The organism is Trichocoleus sp. DQ-A3, from assembly GCF_039961975.1.
In the GTDB taxonomy this organism is placed as follows: Bacteria; Cyanobacteriota; Cyanobacteriia; order Cyanobacteriales; family FACHB-T130; genus FACHB-T130.
Genome location: NZ_JAMPKC010000001.1, coordinates 652,895 through 672,255, shown reverse-complemented (window position 1 = coordinate 672,255; position 19,361 = coordinate 652,895). Strand labels below are relative to the sequence as shown.

At 48.3% G+C, this 19,361-nt stretch carries 11 protein-coding genes; 3 read left to right on the top strand and 8 right to left on the bottom strand.

What is annotated here, in order from left to right; genetic code table 11:
- Positions 1-379 precede the first annotated feature (379 nt).
- The 7 genes from NDI44_RS02720 to NDI44_RS02690 form a co-directional block, all read right to left on the bottom strand.
- Complete coding sequence (locus NDI44_RS02720) at positions 380-1,294, bottom strand: PAS domain S-box protein (protein WP_190413625.1); 915 nt, start codon at positions 1,292-1,294, stop codon at positions 380-382.
- Complete coding sequence (locus tag NDI44_RS02715; protein ID WP_190413623.1) at positions 1,291-3,150, bottom strand: CheR family methyltransferase; 1,860 nt, start codon at positions 3,148-3,150, stop codon at positions 1,291-1,293. Before NDI44_RS02715 ends, NDI44_RS02720 begins: the two co-directional genes overlap by 4 nt.
- Positions 3,151-3,611: 461 nt before the next feature.
- Entirely contained in the window at positions 3,612-5,276 is a 1,665-nt protein-coding gene (locus NDI44_RS02710) for a chemotaxis protein CheB (RefSeq protein WP_190413621.1), read from the bottom strand.
- 277 nt (positions 5,277-5,553) lie between these two features.
- Positions 5,554-8,250: an ATP-binding protein gene (locus NDI44_RS02705; protein ID WP_190413618.1), complete on the bottom strand. Its 2,697-nt coding sequence runs from the start codon at positions 8,248-8,250 to the stop codon at positions 5,554-5,556.
- Between the two features lie 127 nt (positions 8,251-8,377).
- Positions 8,378-8,806, bottom strand: a complete 429-nt coding sequence (locus tag NDI44_RS02700) for a response regulator (RefSeq protein ID WP_190413616.1) — start codon at positions 8,804-8,806, stop codon at positions 8,378-8,380.
- 60 nt (positions 8,807-8,866) lie between these two features.
- Positions 8,867-11,758 (bottom strand): PAS domain-containing protein, encoded by a 2,892-nt coding sequence (locus tag NDI44_RS02695; protein WP_190413614.1) that lies wholly within the window; start codon positions 11,756-11,758, stop codon positions 8,867-8,869.
- 629 nt (positions 11,759-12,387) lie between these two features.
- On the bottom strand, positions 12,388-14,571 hold the full coding sequence (locus NDI44_RS02690) for a PAS domain S-box protein (RefSeq protein WP_190413613.1): 2,184 nt from the start codon (positions 14,569-14,571) through the stop codon (positions 12,388-12,390).
- Between the two features lie 747 nt (positions 14,572-15,318).
- Here NDI44_RS02690 and NDI44_RS02685 point away from each other — a divergent pair.
- The 3 genes from NDI44_RS02685 (at position 15,319) to NDI44_RS02675 (ending at position 18,570) form a co-directional block, all read left to right on the top strand.
- Entirely contained in the window at positions 15,319-16,041 is a 723-nt protein-coding gene (locus tag NDI44_RS02685; protein WP_190413611.1) for a response regulator transcription factor, read from the top strand.
- Positions 16,042-16,388: 347 nt separating this feature from the next.
- Positions 16,389-18,137, top strand: a complete 1,749-nt coding sequence (locus NDI44_RS02680) for a SpoIIE family protein phosphatase (RefSeq protein ID WP_190413609.1) — start codon at positions 16,389-16,391, stop codon at positions 18,135-18,137.
- A gap of 4 nt (positions 18,138-18,141) precedes the next feature.
- On the top strand, positions 18,142-18,570 hold the full coding sequence (locus NDI44_RS02675) for an anti-sigma regulatory factor (protein ID WP_190413607.1): 429 nt from the start codon (positions 18,142-18,144) through the stop codon (positions 18,568-18,570).
- A 320-nt stretch (positions 18,571-18,890) separates the two neighbouring features.
- On the opposite strand, the gene NDI44_RS02670 is transcribed toward NDI44_RS02675, so the two are convergent.
- Positions 18,891-19,325 carry a ketosteroid isomerase family protein gene (locus NDI44_RS02670; RefSeq protein ID WP_190413605.1) on the bottom strand — a complete coding sequence of 145 codons (435 nt, stop codon included), beginning with the start codon at positions 19,323-19,325 and terminating at the stop codon, positions 18,891-18,893.
- Positions 19,326-19,361 lie beyond the last annotated feature (36 nt).

The following is a 19,361-nucleotide window of genomic DNA, read 5'->3' as shown; positions in this document are numbered from 1 at the left end:
CAAAATCTTAGTAAAGACACTATGTACATACTTTGAGTTAACTGTAAGAAATTTATATGTAAATCCTCTTTAAGGCTGATAAGTTAGGTGAAATCCATAAGCCGTAACCAGAGCTTTATCCACATACCTTTCCGTTCCTTCTCGAAACCAAACAAACCCGATCCCCCAGCCTTCTGCCCACTTCACGGTAAGCGTTGCCTGGTTAGAAGAAGAAAAAGCTAAAATATTTTAGATTTTTTTAGGGAGAAAGCGGCTAAATTTAACTTTTTTTATCTTGTCGGATCGGGGTTTGGAAAGCGGTTATTTTTATACCAGTAGGGTTGATTTTTTACACATACTTAGAAAAGATATTTCAATACAGACTGTAGCTTTGAGATTTTTATAGTATTGGCATAGCGCTGTGCAATTCTTGCATTAATACAATCACTCCCTGAATATCTTTTTTTAAAATAAATAGAGGCATACAGGTGACTTTACACTGAATTGTCCTCCCACGCCGGTTGATAGCATCTAGTGTTTCTTCGTGGTATTCCAAGTCCCCGGTTAAACAGCTTTGAATCGGCTGTCTAAGCTGCTCTACCGGCAAGCCAATCTTTAAATTTAGAAAAGGCTGTCCCTGGACTTCATCGCTTCGCAGTCCCCACAAATCTTCAGCTTGAGGATTCCAGATTTGGATGTTCAGTTCTTGGTTTAATACGACAATGCCGCCCGGTAGGCTGGTAAAAATAGATTTGAGAAAGGCGTTGGCTTGGTTAACCTGGTTGCTGGACAGCCGCAGTTTTTCTGTTGTTAGGCGTAGCTCTTCGTTACTTGTATCTAATTGTTCTGATTTTATTTGTAAATCTTCGTTACGCGCCTCTAAGCTATCAGCAGTGGTCTTAATTTGGGCGATCGCGCTTTGCAGGTGTTCGTTGACGACAAGCCAGTCGTGGTTTTTATTCTCTAAGGCGCGATCGCTCTTGGCTAATGCTTCGACAGTCGCTTGCAGTTGCTCATTGAGAAGTTGTAGCCTCTGTTTAGAGTATTGCACCTGGAACTGTCGAGATTGGTTCATGTCTTGGCGATCGCTCTCCATCGCTGCCAAACGCTCGTTGGATTGAGATAGCTCCTCGTGCGCCACCAGCAAGTCTTCCAAGACGAAGCAAAAGTCCTCAAACGCTGCCGTCGCCAACACGATTTGCTGCAAGATTAATGCCTGTAGGGGCGATGAATCAATGGCTAATAAATATTTGTGCAGGATTGCCAAGTGTTGTTGTAGAAGGATTATCTGCTGGGAAAACTTGTCCTCATTCATTCAGGAACTCCTTCTTGCTCCTCCATGAATAAAAGCACTTCTCGAATCTCTCCCTCTTTCCCTAACAAAGGTTTACAAGAGACTTTACACTCAATTGCCTTGCCGCGTCGGTTAGTGGCATTGAGGATAATTTCTTGTAAATCCTTCTCCCCAGATAGACAGTTGCGAATCGGCTGTTTGAGTTGCTCTACTGGCAAGCCAATATCTAAATTTAGAAAGTGTTGTCCTTGGATTTCATCGCTTCCCAGTCCCCACAACTCCTCAGCTTTGCGATCCCAACGCTGGATATGCATATCTCGCCCGACTACGACGATGCCGCCCCGAAGAGTGCCTAAAATCGACTCTAAAAAGGCGTTTGCGTCGTTGAGTTCTTCGCTGCGGCGGTGCATTTCATCGTTAAGAGCCTGCAATTCCTCATTCGTGGATTGTAGCTCTTCGTTCATGGTTTCTAGCTCTTCGTTAGAGGATTGGAGTTCCTCATTTGTCGTCTCTAACTCTTCGTTAGAGGATTGGAGTTCCTCGTTCGTCGTTTCCAACTCTTCATTCGTAGACTGGAGTTCCTCATAAGCCATTTCCAGTTCTTGGTTGGATTGTTGCAGATCGTCCTGTAGCCGTTTGTAGCGGCTGACATCAATGAAGGAAATACTGACGCCTAAAAGATTGTTGGATACCTCTACGAGCGGTACCACCAGCACGTCTAGAGTAATCGTTTCGCCTTTCGGAGTTTGCCACGGCACATCCCTGACAGTAATCTGTCGGCGCTCCGTATAGGCTTGATCGATACAAGAGCGTAATTCCAGGGGACGATAAGAAATTTCTAAATCTTGCAAGGGGCGACCCAGATCCTTCGGACTCAAGGGAAACATTGCCCTAGCACGTTCGTTCACCAGCACTAAAAAGCCATTGACATCTATCACTATTTGGGATGTCGGGCTGCTGTCGAAGGCGACTTCCCGAATGCGGACATGAGTGGCTAGATTGTTCACTGCCTCCTCGCTGCCAGACTGAGCCATAAGCAACAACCGTTCGCGTATTCCTATTTTATGGGCTTTGGTAAAGATACGCCGCTTCAAATCCACAGGTGTGAAAGTGTGGCTGTGGCTGAGCAACATCTCCGCCTTCCCTAAAAAGATAAAGCCACTGTCATTCAGGGCAAAGTGAAAGCGGGAGAGGATTTTAGATTGAGTTTCGGCATTGAAATACATCAAAGTGTTGCGACACACCAGTAAGTCAATGCGGGAGATGGGAGCATCAATCGTCAAGTTGTGACGCCCAAAAATCACCAAGCGACGCAGATCCTTGCGAAAGTTATAGCCGCGAGCGCATTCCTCGAAGTACTTCTCTACCATTTCCGGAGCCAGATCCGCGACATCCTTCGCTGAATAGGTCGCTTGGCGGGCTAGATTGAGGGCTTCCTCGTCTAACTCGGTGGCATAAATTTTCACCCGTTCTTTGAACTGTTCCACTCCCAGCGCTTCAGCGAACGCCATCGCGATAGTATAAGCTTCTTCTCCAGAGGCACAGCCAGCACTCCAGATGCGGATCGGTTCGTTGATTTGTTTGCGGGCGGCAATGGTGGGAACGATTTCTTCAATAATGTAATCCCAGGCTGAGCGATCGCGGAAGAAGGCAGTTACATTAATCAACAACGTGTTAAACAGGTGAATAAATTCTTCTGGATATACTTCTAGGTAATCCATATAATCGTTGTAGCTTTCCAGTCCTACTATCTGCATCCTTTTCAGGACGCGACGCATCAGAGAGGAACGTTTGTAGCCAGTAAAATCAAAGCCACGGCTGCCTTTAAGATACTCTAGCAGCGCTTCAAATTCAGGGTTGAGGATTGAGCGATCCATAAGTAGTTGTTATTTATACCAGTTTTCCATAAGTGCAATACGGTTTTGACCTCGCTTCCATTGCTCTAGAAGAATCTGAGAGAGGCTTTGAATTGACCGCCCACAACCGCGTTGGGAAGAGGGTTAGCGCTTAGGTTTTCTCTGTATATCTTACCCGATCGAAAATGACTATAATAGCTACTCGCTTAATCGAATATTTTTTTACATAACATCAATTTAGTATATTAGCGTAATTAGATATCACGCTTTGGGAGTGGTAGAAAGGTTAGTTGTCAATCGCAGCAAGCTGAGGACTTAATGACTACAGAGGATTTCCGATTCCCAGTCTTCAACAAAGTTACATTGATTGCTCACAGTTTGATTAGCAATTCGTGGTAAATCGCTAGCTTTTTGTCCTATTTTTATTAGCAAACTCTATCTATAAATGATTGGATTTAGTGACAACAATTTGCCATTTGCAATTAGCTATTTACCAGATTCACCAAAGTAGCAGCAATTTCATTTAAGGGGAGTATCCAATCGACTGCTCCAGTTTCAATTGCGGCTCCCGGCATCCCAAAATACTGCGAAGATTCCCGATCTTGCGCGATCGCGATTCCGCCCATTTGTTTAATCGCTCTGATGCCGGTTGCACCATCCTTACCCGTCCCGGTGAGGACAACCGCGATCGCTCGTTCTTTAAAACTTGCCGCGATTGATTCAAAGAGTAGATCAGCGGAGGGACGGACAAAATGCACCAGTTTCGTCTGGGTGAGGGAGAGAGTGGCGTCAGGGTCGATCAGCAGGTGATGATTCGGCGGCGCGATATAGATTGTCCCCGGACGCATTTGCTCTCTTGGTTCTGCCTGCTTGACGGGTAGAGACGTGCGACGATTCAGGATTTCTGCGAGTAGGCTGGGGTGTTTGGGGTCTAGGTGCTGGACGATGGCGATCGCTGCCGGAAAGTCTTTTGGCAAGCCAGAAATCAATTCGGTGATGGCTTTTATCCCACCGGCAGACGCTGCCACTGCCACGATGGGAAAGGTAATCAAAGGGTAAGAATTTTCTTCGGTTTCTGGGTTCGATCCTGCTTTTCTCCGATTCTCCTTTTCTACCTGCTTCCCATTTTCCGGGTCTGTCTGGGTATCTTTCTCTTTGTCCCCATTGCCATTTAAAAGCAGTTGCCGGATGATGGTAGCGTTGTGCTGAGCTTCGTGCGCCTGTTCTTCAAAGCGTTTGGCTGACCGAGTTTGGTTGCGATCGCGTGCCCCTTGATGCATCCGACGGGACAAAGCGGCACGTTCTTCTAGTGCCCTAAACGCATTCCACAGTGCCGTCTCTAGTGCCTCAGATTGCTCTGCCAGCAGAGTCTCGACGGAATAGCCGTGACCCGTGCGGCAGCGGAACCGAAGCAACTGACTGTCGTGCAGTTCCCACAGGGCACCCCCGCAATCTGGACAGCCGAAGCCGGAGGGCGTTCCGGGTCTGTCATCTTTGTATATGGAAGCCATATCTAATTCTGCGCTCTCGGATTCCATTTCCATCTCATCAGTTACAGGCTCTTTTTCCTCGGCTGCCACTGACTCTTGAGCCAAGCTTACCAGGGTAGGAGCGATCGCTGACAAAGGCAAAATATAATCGATTTCTACGTTCTCGATAGCGCTACGGGGCATTCCGGGAAACAAGGCGTCGTTGGGATCTTGAACCACTGCGACACCGCCTCGCTGCTTCACCGCTGCGAGTCCCGCCGTCCCGTCGTCAAGATTGCCTGAAAGCACCACACCCACCACTCGCCGTCCATAGAACTGGGCTGCCGTGCGAAATAGGGGATCGATGGCGGGTCTGTGACCGTTCTCCTTAGGACCACGAGCCAGGTGGATGTATCCGCGTTTAACTAATAAATGGTAATTTGGGGGTGCCACATAAATCCGCCCATGTTGAATCGCCTCGCCGTCCTTGGGATGAGATGCTTTCAAACAGCCGCAGCGATTCAGGATACTTGGCATGGCGCTGGTGCTGTGGGCAGGGAAGTGTATGACGACAAAGATTGCAGCTGGCAAATCCGGCGGCAAAGCCTTGACCAGTTGAGTCAGCGCTTCTACCCCGCCGGCAGAGGCACCGAGGACGATAATATCGTGACCAGACATTTATTTTCTCAATGCAGCGGATGAATTAAATTACCCAATCAAGCGAAGACCGAATTCTCAAAACTCTTTTCAATCGAACAAGTAGCAAGTAGCTGAATCATCGCCGCAGACGCTTCGAGATCCTGTATTGGTTACTTTAGGCTAACATCTGTCACTCGTCATCAATCCTCAGCATGAAAGCGCTTACTGAGTGTAGAGCAATTCTATTTGAATTGTGAGGGTGTAGGGCACCCTTGATTGAGAACTGCCTCGACACAACTGATTCGATGAAAACAAGCTAAATACTGACTCGGCGGGGAAATTTTACATTGAAGGTAGATCCGTGACCTAAATGACTTTCCACTGATATTTTTCCATGCATTAATTGCACTAATGAGTGAGTGATGGCAAGCCCTAAACCCGTACCCGGATATTTTTTGGCGAGGGACTGATCGACTTGCCGAAATTCTTCAAAAATATGCTTTAAGTTTTCCTCAGCAATTCCAATTCCGGTATCTTGAACGCTAAGTAACACTTGATCCGGGGAAATTTCTTGTACTTTGATGCACACACTTCCGGTGTCAGTGAATTTAATCGCATTGGAGAGAAGATTTACCAAAATCTGCCGCAGCCGAGCGCTATCATTCAATATCTGAGGGTTTTGTAAATTTGCCTCAAGTTGCAGCTCCAAATGCTTTTCTGAAGCAAGCGATCGCAATTCTTCTGCGGTTGTTCTCACTAGCACTGGCAGATTAAATTCTTCCAGTTTGAGTTCCAATCTTCCGGCTTCAATTTTTGAGAGGTCAAGGATGTCATTAATCAGCGTTAGCAGGTGTTTCCCATTGCTGAGGATGCGATCTACCATGTCCAATTGTTGCGGGCTAAGCTGATTTTGCCGCTGGCGCAACAGCAGTTGAGAAAAGCCGATCACAGCATTCATTGGCGTCCGCAGTTCGTGGGACATGGTGGCGAGAAACTGCGATTTCAACCGCGCTGCTTCCATCAATTGCAGATTCTGAAGTTGAATTTGCGTGGAAAGATTTTCGAGTTCCTTGTTTTGCTGAGCCAGGATTTCGTTTTGTAAAGCTAAGCGTTCCTCTCGTTCTTCTAAAGCATTGATCAGACGGGCATTATTAATCGCGATCGCGGCTTGTTCTCCCACCGCCGCCAGCAGATATCGGTCTTCTTCGTCAAACGCATGAGAATTTTCCCAATTACCGATTGCCAGCACGCCCAACCGTCCCGCTTGCGCGGACTCAATCGCCACCACATAAAGTGAAGCTGGCAACTCTGAGGGCTTTACGGTGTCGGATGTCGAGTGGAGGAAAGCGGCTTGTTCCCCTTCGATAAGCTGAGAAATCCCAGTCAAAAACACCTGAGAAAGCAATCCTTCCCCCGAACTAAAACCATCTTCCAGGCGCAATTTTTCCGTACCGATTCCCGCCGTCACCGTTAAAACCAGGCGATTGCACTGGGGGTTTTGCAGCATGATAAAGCAAAACTGGGCACCCGCGATCGCATCGCAAACCGCTTGAACCATCACCCGTAACAAACCGGGTAAGTCACTCAGGCGCTGGTTTAGTAAATTTGTCAGCTGCTGGAGTGTCCGGAGTTGTTGCTGTTGTTCGCCCAGAATAATGATCGCCTTGCGTAAGTTCTCAGTCGCCGCTTGCGCTTCCCGGTATAATTTTCCATTTTCGACCGATAAGGCAGCACGACGGGCAAGTTCCTCTGCCAGAGCCAAGTCCATCGCATCGTAGCGGCGTTTCTCTTGAGTGGACACCAAGGAAATTGCCCCTAAAGTGCGATCGCGCACCAACAGGGGCACCACCATGTAAGACTGAAAGCCCAGCTCCCGAACTATTTGCAGATGTTCGGCATTGCGGGTCGCAGCTACGAGCATTTCGTCGTCAATTTCAACGGCAAATTTTGGTTTGCCCGTGCGTAATACAATGCTTGCGGGGTGTTCTCCATCCGGGTCGGGGGGGAACAGATGCAGCACCTCTTGCACCAACTTCTCTGGAGAGGGGTTTGCATAAGCCGTCCCCATCCGATGAATTGAGCCGTCCGCTGCCAGAATATCTACTATGCACACGTCGGCTAAGTGGGGTACTGCCAATTGAGCCAGATTCTCCAGGGTTGTTTTGTAATCTAGAGAAGCTGAAAGGACAGCACTCGCTTCTGCCAGAAATCGCTGGTTTTCTAATGCCCGCTTGCGCTCTGTAATATCGCTAATAATTCCAGACATTCGGAAAGGCTTGCCGTTCCCATCTCGCTGCGCTTTGCCTCTGGCAATGCAGTAACGATAATGCCCAGAAGCGTGCAACAGCTTAAATTCCACATTACATTCCACTTGATGCTCCAGGTGATCGCGGATGCTCTGGACGATGCGGTATCGATCTTCTGGATGCAAAAGTTGGCACAATGCCTGGTAATTGCCGACAAATTCTTCACGGGACAAGCCGCTGATTTCAAAACAGCGGTCATTCCAATAAACGGTGTTGGTGGTGATATCCCAGTCCCAAATTCCGTCGTTCGATCCCTCTAGAACAAACCGATAGCGTTCTTCGCTTTCTTTGAGTAATTGGTTTGCTTCTGATGCCTGTCTTTCCGCTCGATAGAGGCGAAGCGCATTGTGCAGGCTGCGAGAGAGACTTTCTGGAGAAACTTTGCCTTTAGAAATATAGTCGGATGCTCCGGCTTTCATCAGTTCGACGGCAGTTTGCTCGTCTCCCTGACCCGTCAAGACGACCAAGGGGATTTTAAAACCAGACGAGCGGATATTTTGAACGAGGGTGAGTCCATCCCCGTCAGGCAAGCGATAGTCGAGGAAGACACAGTCAAAATGGTCGCTGTGTAAAGTAGCGATCGCTCCTTGGCAGTCGCTGGTTTCTACTAATTCCATTTGCACGCCAGCCGTTTTGAGCGACCGGCGAACCGCCATCCGGTCTACTTCATCATCATCGACTACCAGGATTTTTAACTTTTCTTCCATAACCATTCAAGGACGGAATTCGTAAAAAGCTTTGAGTTTTAAATTTTAAGTTTTGAATTAAAGAATTCTCTTGTAACTCACCACTCATCACTCATCACTCTTACAATCCATTACCCATTCTCCAAAATTAGGGCATTTCACTAAGCATCCAATATTGATTGAGCGTTGCCACTACCTCCACGAATTTAGCAAATGTTACGGGTTTGACAATATAACCCGCTACATTGAGATTGTAGGCTTCCACCTTGTCTTTATCTTCATTGGAAGTCGTTAGTACAATCACTGGAATTGCTTTGAGTTCTGGGTCTGCCCGCAATTCACGCAAAAATTCAATTCCACCCATTTTGGGCATATTCAAGTCGAGTAAGACCAGCCGCCGCTCTCGCGGAACCTTTGTTGAATCGTCAGTCCCCCGCAACATAGCTAGTGCTTCTAGCCCGTTATTGGCAACATAGAAGGGATTTTGAATATTATTTTTTTTGAATGCCCGTTTTACGGTCATCACATCAACTTCGTCGTCATCAACTAGCAAAAGGTTTGTCATCTTATCTACCATGATTTAAAAAACTATTGATTATTATTTTTTTATTCATTTTTTTATTAGTGATATCCATATCTAGACAAAAAGCGAATTGTTACTACTGGGTTGTTTGGGCCAGGTAAAGTAGAAAGTTGACCCTTGATTGACTTGAGATTCCAGGCGAATGGTTCCTCCTTTGTTTTCGATGATTTTCTTAACGATGGCGAGTCCCACGCCGGTGTTTTCTACCTTATCTCGTGCCTCCAGAGTTTGAAACATGACAAAAATTTTTTCATGATATTCCGGAGCGATCCCACACCCATCATCTGCCACGGCAAATTCATAGAATGTTTCTTTATCTTGTACTGATATAGTCGCGCTTCCCTCCAACCGAGGGTGGTGTTTGAAGGAATTGCTGAGCAGATTTGCAAACACTTGTTCTAAGGGCAAGCGCTCGGTGTGGAAGGTAGGCATTCCGGGCTGAATGGTGATAGCGAACGTGGGTGGAGGTGCAAGCGTGTTGATAACTTCTGCCAGTAAGGTGTCAACGTCCACAAGATCCACAAAGGTCTTAACCCGCCCCACACGAGAATACTGCAAAAGACCGTTGATTAGAGCTTCCATCCGATGAACGCGCCCCCGCAGTAGATTCATATTCTCCTGGGTTTCCGGATTTAGAAAGTCGAGTAGGTCTTCTTCAATCCAAGTGGAGAGGTTAGCGATCGCTCTTAGAGGTGCCTTGAGATCGTGGGAAACAATATAAGCGAAGTGGTCGAGTTCGGCGTTGCGTTTTTCTAAAGCGGCGTTAGTTTTGGTGAGGATGTTACTCAGACGGGCTAATTCCGCCGCGCGATCGCGCAAAGCTTCTTCGGCAAATTTTCGCTCAGTAATGTCAATACACGAGCCAATATAACCCGCAAAACTCCCATCCGCCAAAAATCGTGGCGTTCCGGTATCTAAGACCCAGCGATACTGCCCATCTGCCCGCAATAGACGGTACTCCATTTGGAAAGTTTTCCGGACATGAGCAGCCGCCCGATAAGTATCCAAACAGCGCGGCAAATCCTCTGGATGCACGCCTTCTGCCCAACCTTTGTCGAGTTCTTCCTCTAAGGTTCGCCCTCGGAAGCTCAGCCAACGCTGATTAAAGAAATGACACCGCCCATCCCGATCTGCCACCCATAACAAGACGGGGGCACTATCTGCCATCGTGCGGAAGCGTTCTTCGCTTTCCCGCAATGCCGCCTCCGTTCGCTGACGCTCTGCGAGTTCTTGTTGCAGCGTTTTAAACAGACCCGCGTTGTCAACAGCTAAAGCAGCGCGACGGGCAAGTTCGCAGGCAAAGGTCAGGTCAGCTTGACCGTAGCGACGACCCGACTCGGCTGAGGTAAAGGTAATTGCCCCCAAGGTGCGTCCGCGAGCTACCAGGGGCACCACCATTGCCGATGTAAAGCCTATCTGTCTCAAGATTTCTAGGTGTTCGGGATCGCGAGCCGCCTCTACCAGGAGGGAGTCGGGAATCTCCGCGTATAACTCCGCCTGACCCGTGCGTAAAACGTTGGGGAGACCATAAGCTTCATCGGGATCGGGCGGGTAGCGCTCCTGCAATTGGTAAGCCCAATCGACCTTCGATGGGTCTTGATGGACAACTGCCAGTCGGCGAATTGTTTGATTTTCGTCGAGCATATCGATAGAACACCAGTCAGCTAGCTGAGGAACTGCTAGCTGAGCCAGGGTTTCTAAGGTAGTTTGATAGTCAAGGGAGCTAGTCAGGAGGGTCGTCGCTTCACCCAAAAAGTGCTGTTGTTCGTTAATTCGCTGGCGTAGCGTAGCGTGCCGATGGCGATCGCTGATGTCCGTACCCACCCCAATCGTGCGTACTGCCTTGCCGGTTTCGTCGCACAAAACCTGACCTTTTCCAGAGATCCAGTGGATGCTACTGTCAGGCCAAACGATGCGAAATTCAAGCTCAAAATCAGTCTTCTGCTCGACTGACTGAGCGATCGCCTTTTTCAAGGAATCTCGATCGTCTGGATGCACTACTTCTAGGAAGGCGGCAAACGTACCGGCAAAAGTTCCGGGAAGTAAACCGTGCATGCGTTCTAGAGTCTCTGACCACGTCAGCTCGCCAGTAAGGATATTCCAGTCCCAGATCCCCATCCGTCCTGCCTCCAGGGACAATCGCAGTCGCTCCTCGCTCGTATGTAGCGCTGCTTGCGTTTGCTGCCGACTGGTAACATCCAGAACCAAAGATAACACTGACATCAAGCGACCCGATTCATCTAGCAAAGCGGAGTTGTACCACTCGCAGTAGACAATCGAGCCATCTTTTGTATAGTTACGGTTTTGGGACACGCTGCGCCCTTCGCTGCCTTTGAGCAACCGTCCGATCTCATCATTGACTGCTGCTACATCTTCGGCGTAGATAAATTGCCATTCCTGAGGATGTTTACCCGTTACTTCGGCGCTTCGCCATCCGAAGAGCGCTTCAGCTTCCCGCGACCACCTCGCCACTCGAAAGTTGCTGTCCCACTCGATGAGCGCTAAGGGTGAGTTTTCTAGATGGAAGTTGAGTTTGTGCAGTTCATCTCCCGATGCCGTTGGAGTTGGCTGTAAGAAGCCGCGATCGCTGAGCATTTCCTCCCAGGAGCGATCGCGGCTTCGGTCTGGCGTTTTTAGAGACATCTGAGGATAATTGCTAACAGCACTACTCAGCCTCGTTTCCAAAACGGAATTTTCGCTTGGGCTTCCCGCCTCTGGGTACTTTTTTACATTGGCGAAAGCCGCTAAAACAGCGCTCCACAGACCGAGTTTCGTGCCACCGTACCAGATGCCCACCAATATGGCAGCAAAAAGTATTAGAAAAGGAGTTTCTTTTCCACCAGTTAGAATGTTTAGAATCAGTTTAATTAGCAGTGCTAGTGTCACCGCTAATAGAGCGATACCGTAACGCATTACCTGGAAGCCTACCCCTGGCAAAAGTTTCATCCTTCTAAACACAAATTGCCATAAAACCACTTTCTCAGGCATCAACCACTAGGAAGGTGATCGATTGCCCAGGGTTTTCCGCTGTGTTCAGTCGGATTGCATCCAGTATTATAGAACTCGCTCCAGAAAGTCCGCGCAATTGAGTTGGAGTTGCGATCGCGTGTCTTCGGAGCGAGGCATTAGCCTCGCGCTGGCTTGTCAATTCGCGCCAGAGTTTTTGTAGTTGCTTTTTAGTAGAATCAACCCTGACGTAGCATCAGCCATAGGGACGATTATAGAGATTCGGCATCTACAATTTGCACCGTTACTCTATCGAATCTAAATTAAGGAATCCTTACTAAAGGCTTGAATTTAAAAAAAAGTTTAAGTTTTAACGAAAGTAAAAAAGTAAGTTTTAGTACCAATCGAAGATTTAAAACTCGCATTAGATGCAGACCAAAAGTTTTTGAATTGGTACTTTTGTACGCCTAAGCAAGGATGGTTTTGTTTATCGCAGTTCTCTCTTGAGTGCAAGAAGGAACCTCACCCCCAGCCCCTCGACCTTCACGGAGAGGGGAGAAGATTGAACGCCTCTGGGATGTTTAGACGCGCTTTCAACCGCCAGCTTAAGACGGGTGCCTGAGATGAGTTTAGGTACTCAGAACCGATTTCGACCAGGTAAAGCGAAAGGTTGCTCCTTTGCCTGCTTGAGATTCTACCCAGATGGCTCCTCCTTGGGTTTCAACAATTTTTTTGACCAGGGTTAGACCGATGCCCGTGTTTTCGACGATATCGCGAGCTTGTAAAGTCTCAAAGATGGCAAAAACCTTCTCGTGATATTCGGGGGCAATTCCTGGCCCGTTATCTGCCACGGCAAACTCATAAAAGTTACTTTGGTCTTGAACAGATATTGTCACTTGTCCCTCTGCTTGGGGGTTGTGTTTAATCGCGTTGCTAATCAGATTGGCAAACACCTGTTGTAGGGGCAAGCGTTCGGTGCGTAGGGTAGGCATTCCAGGGCTTACGACAATGGTAAAAGCCGGTGGCGGTGCGAGGGTGTCAATGACCTCTGCGAGAAGTTTTTCCACATCCACCCATTCCACAGACGCCTTGATTCGTCCTACGCGGGAATATTGAAGGACGCCATTGATCAGCGCTTCCATACGATGGACGCGCGATCGCATTAAGTCTAGATTGTGCCTAGTTTCTTCAGTCAGTTGGTCGGAGATGTCTTCTTCAATCCAAGTGGAGAGATTAGCGATCGCTCTCAGCGGTGCTTTGAGGTCGTGGGAGACAATATAGGCAAACTGATCGAGTTCTTGGTTGCGTTTCTCTAGAGCAATATTGGTTTGGGCAAGGATGGCGCTTAAGCGGGCTAATTCCCCTGCACGCGATCGCAAATCTTCTTCTGCTTGTTTGCGTTCGGTAATGTCGCTGTTAATTTCCAGGGTCGCTAAGGGTTCGCCCTCATCGTCTGTCTGCAATGTCCATCGGCTAGAAACCCGAATCTGCGTACCATCGCGCTTGGTGTCGAGCAGTTCACCTTTCCAGTAACCGTCGTGAAGAAACATTTCGTCGATTTCTTCGATATTGGGAGGAAATTCGGTTCTCAAGAGTTCGTGGGCGTATTGACCGAGGGCTTCTTTCTTTGTCCAACCGTACAGCCGTTCTGCCCCCAGATTCCAATAAGTAATCCGATCGTCGCGATCGCGCACCAAAATCGCGTCATTTGCCAGATCCAGCAATGTCGCTTGTTTTCGCAGCATTTCCTCAGCTTGCTGGCGATCCGTAATGTCCCGCATAATCCCAATCAGCAAGCGCTGATTGTAAGAATGTATCTCGCTAAACGCTAACTCCATTGGGAACGTGGTGCCATTCTTGCGGCGTCCTACCGTTTCTTGCAGTTGCCGCATTTTGACTGGGTTGTTGCCCACAAAGTGGTTGAGCGCCTGGATGCTATCACCGCTGAAGGGCTGCGCCACCAAGAGTTTCAGGTTTTTGCCAATCGCTTCGGCGGGTTCGTACCCAAACATCAAGGTAGCAGCTTGATTAAAAGACTCAATATGACCTTGATCGTTGATAGTGATAATCCCATCTACCACATTGTCTAAAATGGCGCGGATGCGAATGTTACTTTCGCGCAAACCCGTTTGTTGTCCTGCCAGTTCCCGGTCGAGCTGATCGAACAGATACACCGCTGCTAGCGATCCCAGAAGACCGAGTGTTGCTGTAGCGCTGAGTACGCCAATGGTAATTCGCTGCTGATGCTTTAAGTCTCGGCTGCGCTGGTCAAGCAAACGAGCTTCCTCGGCGGAGAACAGGGCAATTTGCCGACGAATGGCATCCATCGTGGTTTTGGCTTGAGGCTCCAATCGGAAACTGCCAGCATTTCCCTGCTTGACGACTTTTATCCGAGCCACATTCTGGTTCATTATGCTGACTTTTTGCCGTACCAGCTTTTGAAGCTGCTGGACTCGTTGCAGCTGTTGCGGCTTATCTTTGACGGAATTATCCAGTTCTTGGAGGAATTGAGGAATGCTTGCGATCGCTGCGTTATAAGGTTCTAGATATTCCGGGCGATAAGTTAAGGCATAACCCCGAACCCCTGTCTCGGCATCCACTATCGCTGTGAGCAAGCGATTGGCTTGTAATAGCACCTTCTGCGTTTTGTCAACATAATTTTGCGCCGTTGCAGTACTGCGTTGCAGCCCAGCAAATACCACCACCGACGTTAAAAGACACATGATCGGGATGGCGATGATCAGGGCACCCCGCCGACGCACGGGAAGATCGGACCAAAGAAGGTGTAGGTATTGAGTTCCAGAAGGAGCCATTGCAAGCTTTGACTTTTAGCTTAAGCTTTTAGCTTAACTAACTTGGGTGCTGTCCCAGTGAAAGTGTAGATGGTGGCTGATAACGAGTGAGTGGCTACTGATGAAGAAAGCGATCGCCCAACTTGCCAAGTCCAAAGCCGACACAATCCGGTTCTGTAACAGGTACAGTCCTGGGATCGGGGTGTAACTGAACGAGCTATCTATGCTCGCTGCTTCGGCTCTAGATGGTTTGGCAAAGAGATTCCTTTAAAGAATTCTCCAGCCCGGATGATTCTCATGCTGCCAACCCGGTATACTCATACCAGCGGTAGTTGAACTCTGGGCTGCTCGTGCTGCCATTGGCAAGTAAAAATCTGAGATTCTGCTGTCTGCCACGTCTGGTGATGTTGAGCAAGGCATTTTCCCAGTTCAGCCACCTGACTCAACCAGAGAAACCGCCTTGTGCGCTCCAGCAGAAAGGTAAAATCCAGATGGTTAGTGGTTTGTTGCAGTTATCGATCGTACACTTGTACTAAAATTGACCAATTGCCAAACTGTCCCTTTTAAAAGACTGCCGCGCTCAAGCTTTGGTTTATGGTTAGGTTTGCCATGTCCCCGCCAGTAAAAATATCACCTCAAACAGATGAGGAGGGTATAAATTACTAATACTAGAACACGCAAAGAATGGCAGTAGATTGACGACTGCAAACTCTTTAGGAAATCTTTATTTTTAGAAAGTCCATAGAATTGCAAAGTGTGGAAGAGAAGATGAGTCAAATTCGCGTCGCTTTAATTGAAGACCACGACCTGACTAGGGTCGGCATCCGGACAGCGCTGCAACAGCGCGGGGAAATTGAATTTGTAGGTGAAGCCGCCAATGCCACTGAAGGTCTGAAATTACTGGAAACGACCAAGCCAGATGTGGCGATTGTCGATATTGGCCTGCCCGATATGGACGGAATTGAATTGACGAGGACGTTTAGGGAATGGCAGGTGGCTTCGGAGGATGGGGGTCATACCAAGATACTGGTGTTGACTTTACAAGATGACGAAGAAGCGGTATTGGCGGCATTTGCAGCAGGTGCAGATTCCTACTGCATGAAAAACATTAGTTTTGATAAGTTGCTCGAAGCGCTGCAAGTGACGCACGAAGGCAACGGCTGGATCGACCCAGCGATCGCCCGGATTGTCTTGCAGCAAACTCGATCTAGTCAGACAGGATTGGATCAAGCAGCCATATCCAAAACGGTGATTATCAATGCCACCGAACCGGAATACAGCCAGCTAATTGAAGCTTATCCGCTGACGGAACGGGAATTAGAAGTTTTGCAGCTGATTGTTGAAGGGTGCAGCAATGCCGCGATCGCGGAAAAGCTCTACATCACTGTCGGAACTGTCAAAACCCACGTCCGGAATATTTTGAACAAGCTGTGTGCCGATGACCGCACCCAAGCGGCGGTGCGTGCTCTACGCTCTGGCTTAGTCGGATAAATACCTTTGCTTGTGGAGGATCGGGCGCTCGGTATGAGTTGACTTCTGCTTGGCTTGACATCGGTGAACCCTCTGTAGCTGCCACAACCTGGCAGCTATGCTCGCCTCTATATCCTGGCAGCGGTATTTAACCCGTAGTCAGTTGGTCGAGTAACAAACCTTAGTCAATGGGCGTCTCAGAATGCCCTCAAAGCTGTTATTCTATCGAATCATCAATCAGCAGCATCACGAGAAATAAAAGCGAGAACCGGAATTTGCTCCGGTTGGCGATATGCAGGCAAGGGATGAGGAGTGAAAATCCCCTCAAGCTGTCGATGATCTAATTAAGCGGGAAGCGGAGTGTGCCGATGAGTCAGGCAGAAGGGAGCAAACTCAAACTGATGGTGGTTGATGATGAGCATGACAACCTAGATTTACTTTATCGGACATTTCGGCGAGATTTTCGCGTCTTCAAAGCCGACAGTGCCTTCAGCGCCATTCAAGTTTTGGACACGGAAGGGGAAATGGCTGTGATTATTTCTGACCAGCGCATGCCCCAAATGAATGGAACCGAATTTTTAAGTAAAACAGTTGAGCGCTTTCCCGATACCATCCGGATTCTCCTAACCGGCTACACGGATGTCGAAGATTTAGTCGATGCGATTAACTCCGGTCAGGTGTTCAAGTACATCACCAAACCCTGGAACCCGGAGAACTTAAAAGCAGTGGTTCAACAAGCCGCGGAAACTTACCGCGTGCTGAAACAAAGGACGAACGAACTGCGCCGCGCCTTGCGCCGAGAAGAACTCTTGAATGCGGTGACAACGGCAATTCGGGAGTCGCTAGATTACCAGAGTATGCTGCAAACCGTTGCCAATACCATTGGGCAAGCTTTTGAGGCGAGTTATTGCGTTCTGCGACCCGTAGAGAGCGATCGCTTGACCAGCGAAGCTTTTTTCTATCCAACTCCCAATGAGCCGAGCGAGGATACAGAAACCCCAGTACCGGAACGCGACTCAGACTCTTTACTACAAGCAGCCCTGGAAAGTCGCAAGATCCAACTTGCCCAAGGCGAACAAGAGGGAAGGCGTTCCACTCAGTTAGGAGTGCCGCTGATCTTCCAGCAGCAGGTGTTAGCCGTTCTCTGCCTCTATCAAGAAAACAGCGATCGCCTCTGGGCACCCGATGAAGTTCAGCTGATAGAAGGCGTCGCCGAACAAGCCGCTTTGGCGCTTTCTCAGGCGAAACTCTACCAGCGCACGCAGCAGCAAGCTCAGCAGATGCGTGCCGAACTAGAAGTCGCTCGTCAAATTCAAAATAACCTCCTCCGCCAAAGTTGGCCTGAAGTAGAAGGGATGCAGGTGCAAGCCTGCTGCGTCGCTGCTAGAGAAGTGGGGGGTGATTTTTTTGAAGTGTACGTCCATCCTCAAGGCGATGTTTGGCTGGCAGTGGGAGATGTCTCTGGGAAAGGCGTCCCAGCGGCTCTATTTATGGCAAGTGCAATTTCTATTCTGCGCCGGGAACTCGCTCAGGAAATTTCTCCGGAGCCAGATGTCGTCATGCGGAATCTTAACAGCATTATGTCCAACGATCTCGTCAGCACCAACTGCTTTATCACGATGGTGCTGGCTCGTTATACCCCAGCAACTCAAGAGTTGGTATATGCTAATGCCGGTCACATCTATCCCTTAGTCTGGTCTAATCGGGAAGTCGTGCAACAAAGAGCGGCACCTACTTCAGACTCGGCGCTGGAACCAAATTTTCTCAAGACTCGCGGCATCCCTTTGGGAATTTTACCCATCTGGAAAGCCAAGCAGGGGCAACTGACCTTAAATTCAGGTGAAATTCTGCTACTGACGAGCGACGGGATTACCGAGGCGACTGTCACCCAAGAAAGTAGCCTTCGACATACTGCTTCGGAGATCGCGCCGACGGCAGAAGTTACCACTGGCAGCTTTGAAGGTACGAGTAGTATGCTGACACAAGATGGGCTTTGGAAACTTGTATGCCTTGAGCCAGTACCTTTCGATTTGAATAACTTACTCGCGCGGATTCGAGAACACACCAATAACGTTCAGGAAGACGACCAAACTATACTCTCTCTGGAGGTTCTTTAAGTACATGAAAACGGAGCTGCACATACCAAGTGATTTGAAGTTTTTAACAATTGTTGAAAGCTGGCTACTGGGATGTTTGGAAGTCGAACTGACCGACTCGGTGGATTGGCCTCGTCAATCGAATCGCTTGCGATTGGCTTTGGTGGAAGCATACTCGAATGTGGTGCGTCATGCTCATAAGGAGCAACCAAATTTGCCCGTGCTAATTCGCCTAGAACTAAAAAATCGGGATATTGCTCTCGAAATTTGGGATCACGGTCAGGGATTTGACTTATCAACTTATCTCCCGCCTACCCCGAATGATAAACAGGAAAGCGGTTATGGGTGGCTGATTATGAATAGGTTAATGGATCGAGTAGAGTATCGCTTACAAGTAAACGGTCGTAACTGTTTGAAGTTAGAAGCGAGTTTGCCAGAAGCGACAAAAGCATAGCATCGTGGGATTGATGGTTTTTTATGCCATCAGGGTGCCCAAAAAATAGACATAATTAGGAACCAAAGAGAGCTTTTAACCGGGTATTTTCTAACCTCATGAGCTGGATAGCCTGAGGTTTTTTAAGAGGAACCAGCACATCGATCTAGGCGAGCCGGGTCAATGGAGTGGCATCGCCTCTTTTTGTTAAAAGAAGTAAAGCGAATAGCGATCGTTTTACAGGGAATTGATAAGTTTCACAAAGAAGAGTTGACTTATAAAATGACTCGATTCCAGGCTAAACCTGGGATCGAGGTAAAAATCCTTATCTAAGCGCGTAATCAACGGCGTAAGTTCAGTAACTCTTGGGGAGATGCTAATAGTTTGATCCGGGTAAAAATAATTTGACGCTGTGGATTGAGGATAAATATCCAGGAGACATTGACGCCAAAAACGGGAGTTTGTACCTTACCGCTAACCTGAATCTGCGTGTTGCCATCTTCTAGAGTTTCGGCAATTCCTTCACGGGGGGAGAGAGTCATGGCCTTGGCTTCTGCTTGCAGGTAAGATGCGATCGCATCATGTCCCACAATCGGCGACTCAAATGGGGGATTCATTTCCCCATCCTCTGCAAACAAAGCAGCAGTTGTTTCAAAGTCTCCTGCATTCATCGTTTCAAAATAGCGCAGCACGACAGGCTCTGTTATTCCGGCAATTGTCAGCTCGGTGGTAAATTCAGATTCCGAAGTTAAAACTAGATCGTCAGCTGGTGTCATGGCATTTCCTACAAACCACACCGATCAGTATTAAAC

Bases quoted from the DNA above. Each gene is read 5' to 3' on its own strand.
- NDI44_RS02720 (WP_190413625.1), bottom strand. From the start codon at position 1,294: ATGAATGAGGACAAGTTTTCCCAGCAGATAATCCTTCTACAACAACAC.
- NDI44_RS02715 (WP_190413623.1), bottom strand. From the start codon at position 3,150: ATGGATCGCTCAATCCTCAACCCTGAATTTGAAGCGCTGCTAGAGTAT.
- NDI44_RS02710 (WP_190413621.1), bottom strand. From the start codon at position 5,276: ATGTCTGGTCACGATATTATCGTCCTCGGTGCCTCTGCCGGCGGGGTA.
- NDI44_RS02705 (WP_190413618.1), bottom strand. From the start codon at position 8,250: ATGGAAGAAAAGTTAAAAATCCTGGTAGTCGATGATGATGAAGTAGAC.
- NDI44_RS02700 (WP_190413616.1), bottom strand. From the start codon at position 8,806: ATGGTAGATAAGATGACAAACCTTTTGCTAGTTGATGACGACGAAGTT.
- NDI44_RS02695 (WP_190413614.1), bottom strand. From the start codon at position 11,758: ATGAAACTTTTGCCAGGGGTAGGCTTCCAGGTAATGCGTTACGGTATC.
- NDI44_RS02690 (WP_190413613.1), bottom strand. From the start codon at position 14,571: ATGGCTCCTTCTGGAACTCAATACCTACACCTTCTTTGGTCCGATCTT.
- NDI44_RS02685 (WP_190413611.1), top strand. From the start codon at position 15,319: ATGAGTCAAATTCGCGTCGCTTTAATTGAAGACCACGACCTGACTAGG.
- NDI44_RS02680 (WP_190413609.1), top strand. From the start codon at position 16,389: ATGAGTCAGGCAGAAGGGAGCAAACTCAAACTGATGGTGGTTGATGAT.
- NDI44_RS02675 (WP_190413607.1), top strand. From the start codon at position 18,142: ATGAAAACGGAGCTGCACATACCAAGTGATTTGAAGTTTTTAACAATT.
- NDI44_RS02670 (WP_190413605.1), bottom strand. From the start codon at position 19,325: ATGACACCAGCTGACGATCTAGTTTTAACTTCGGAATCTGAATTTACC.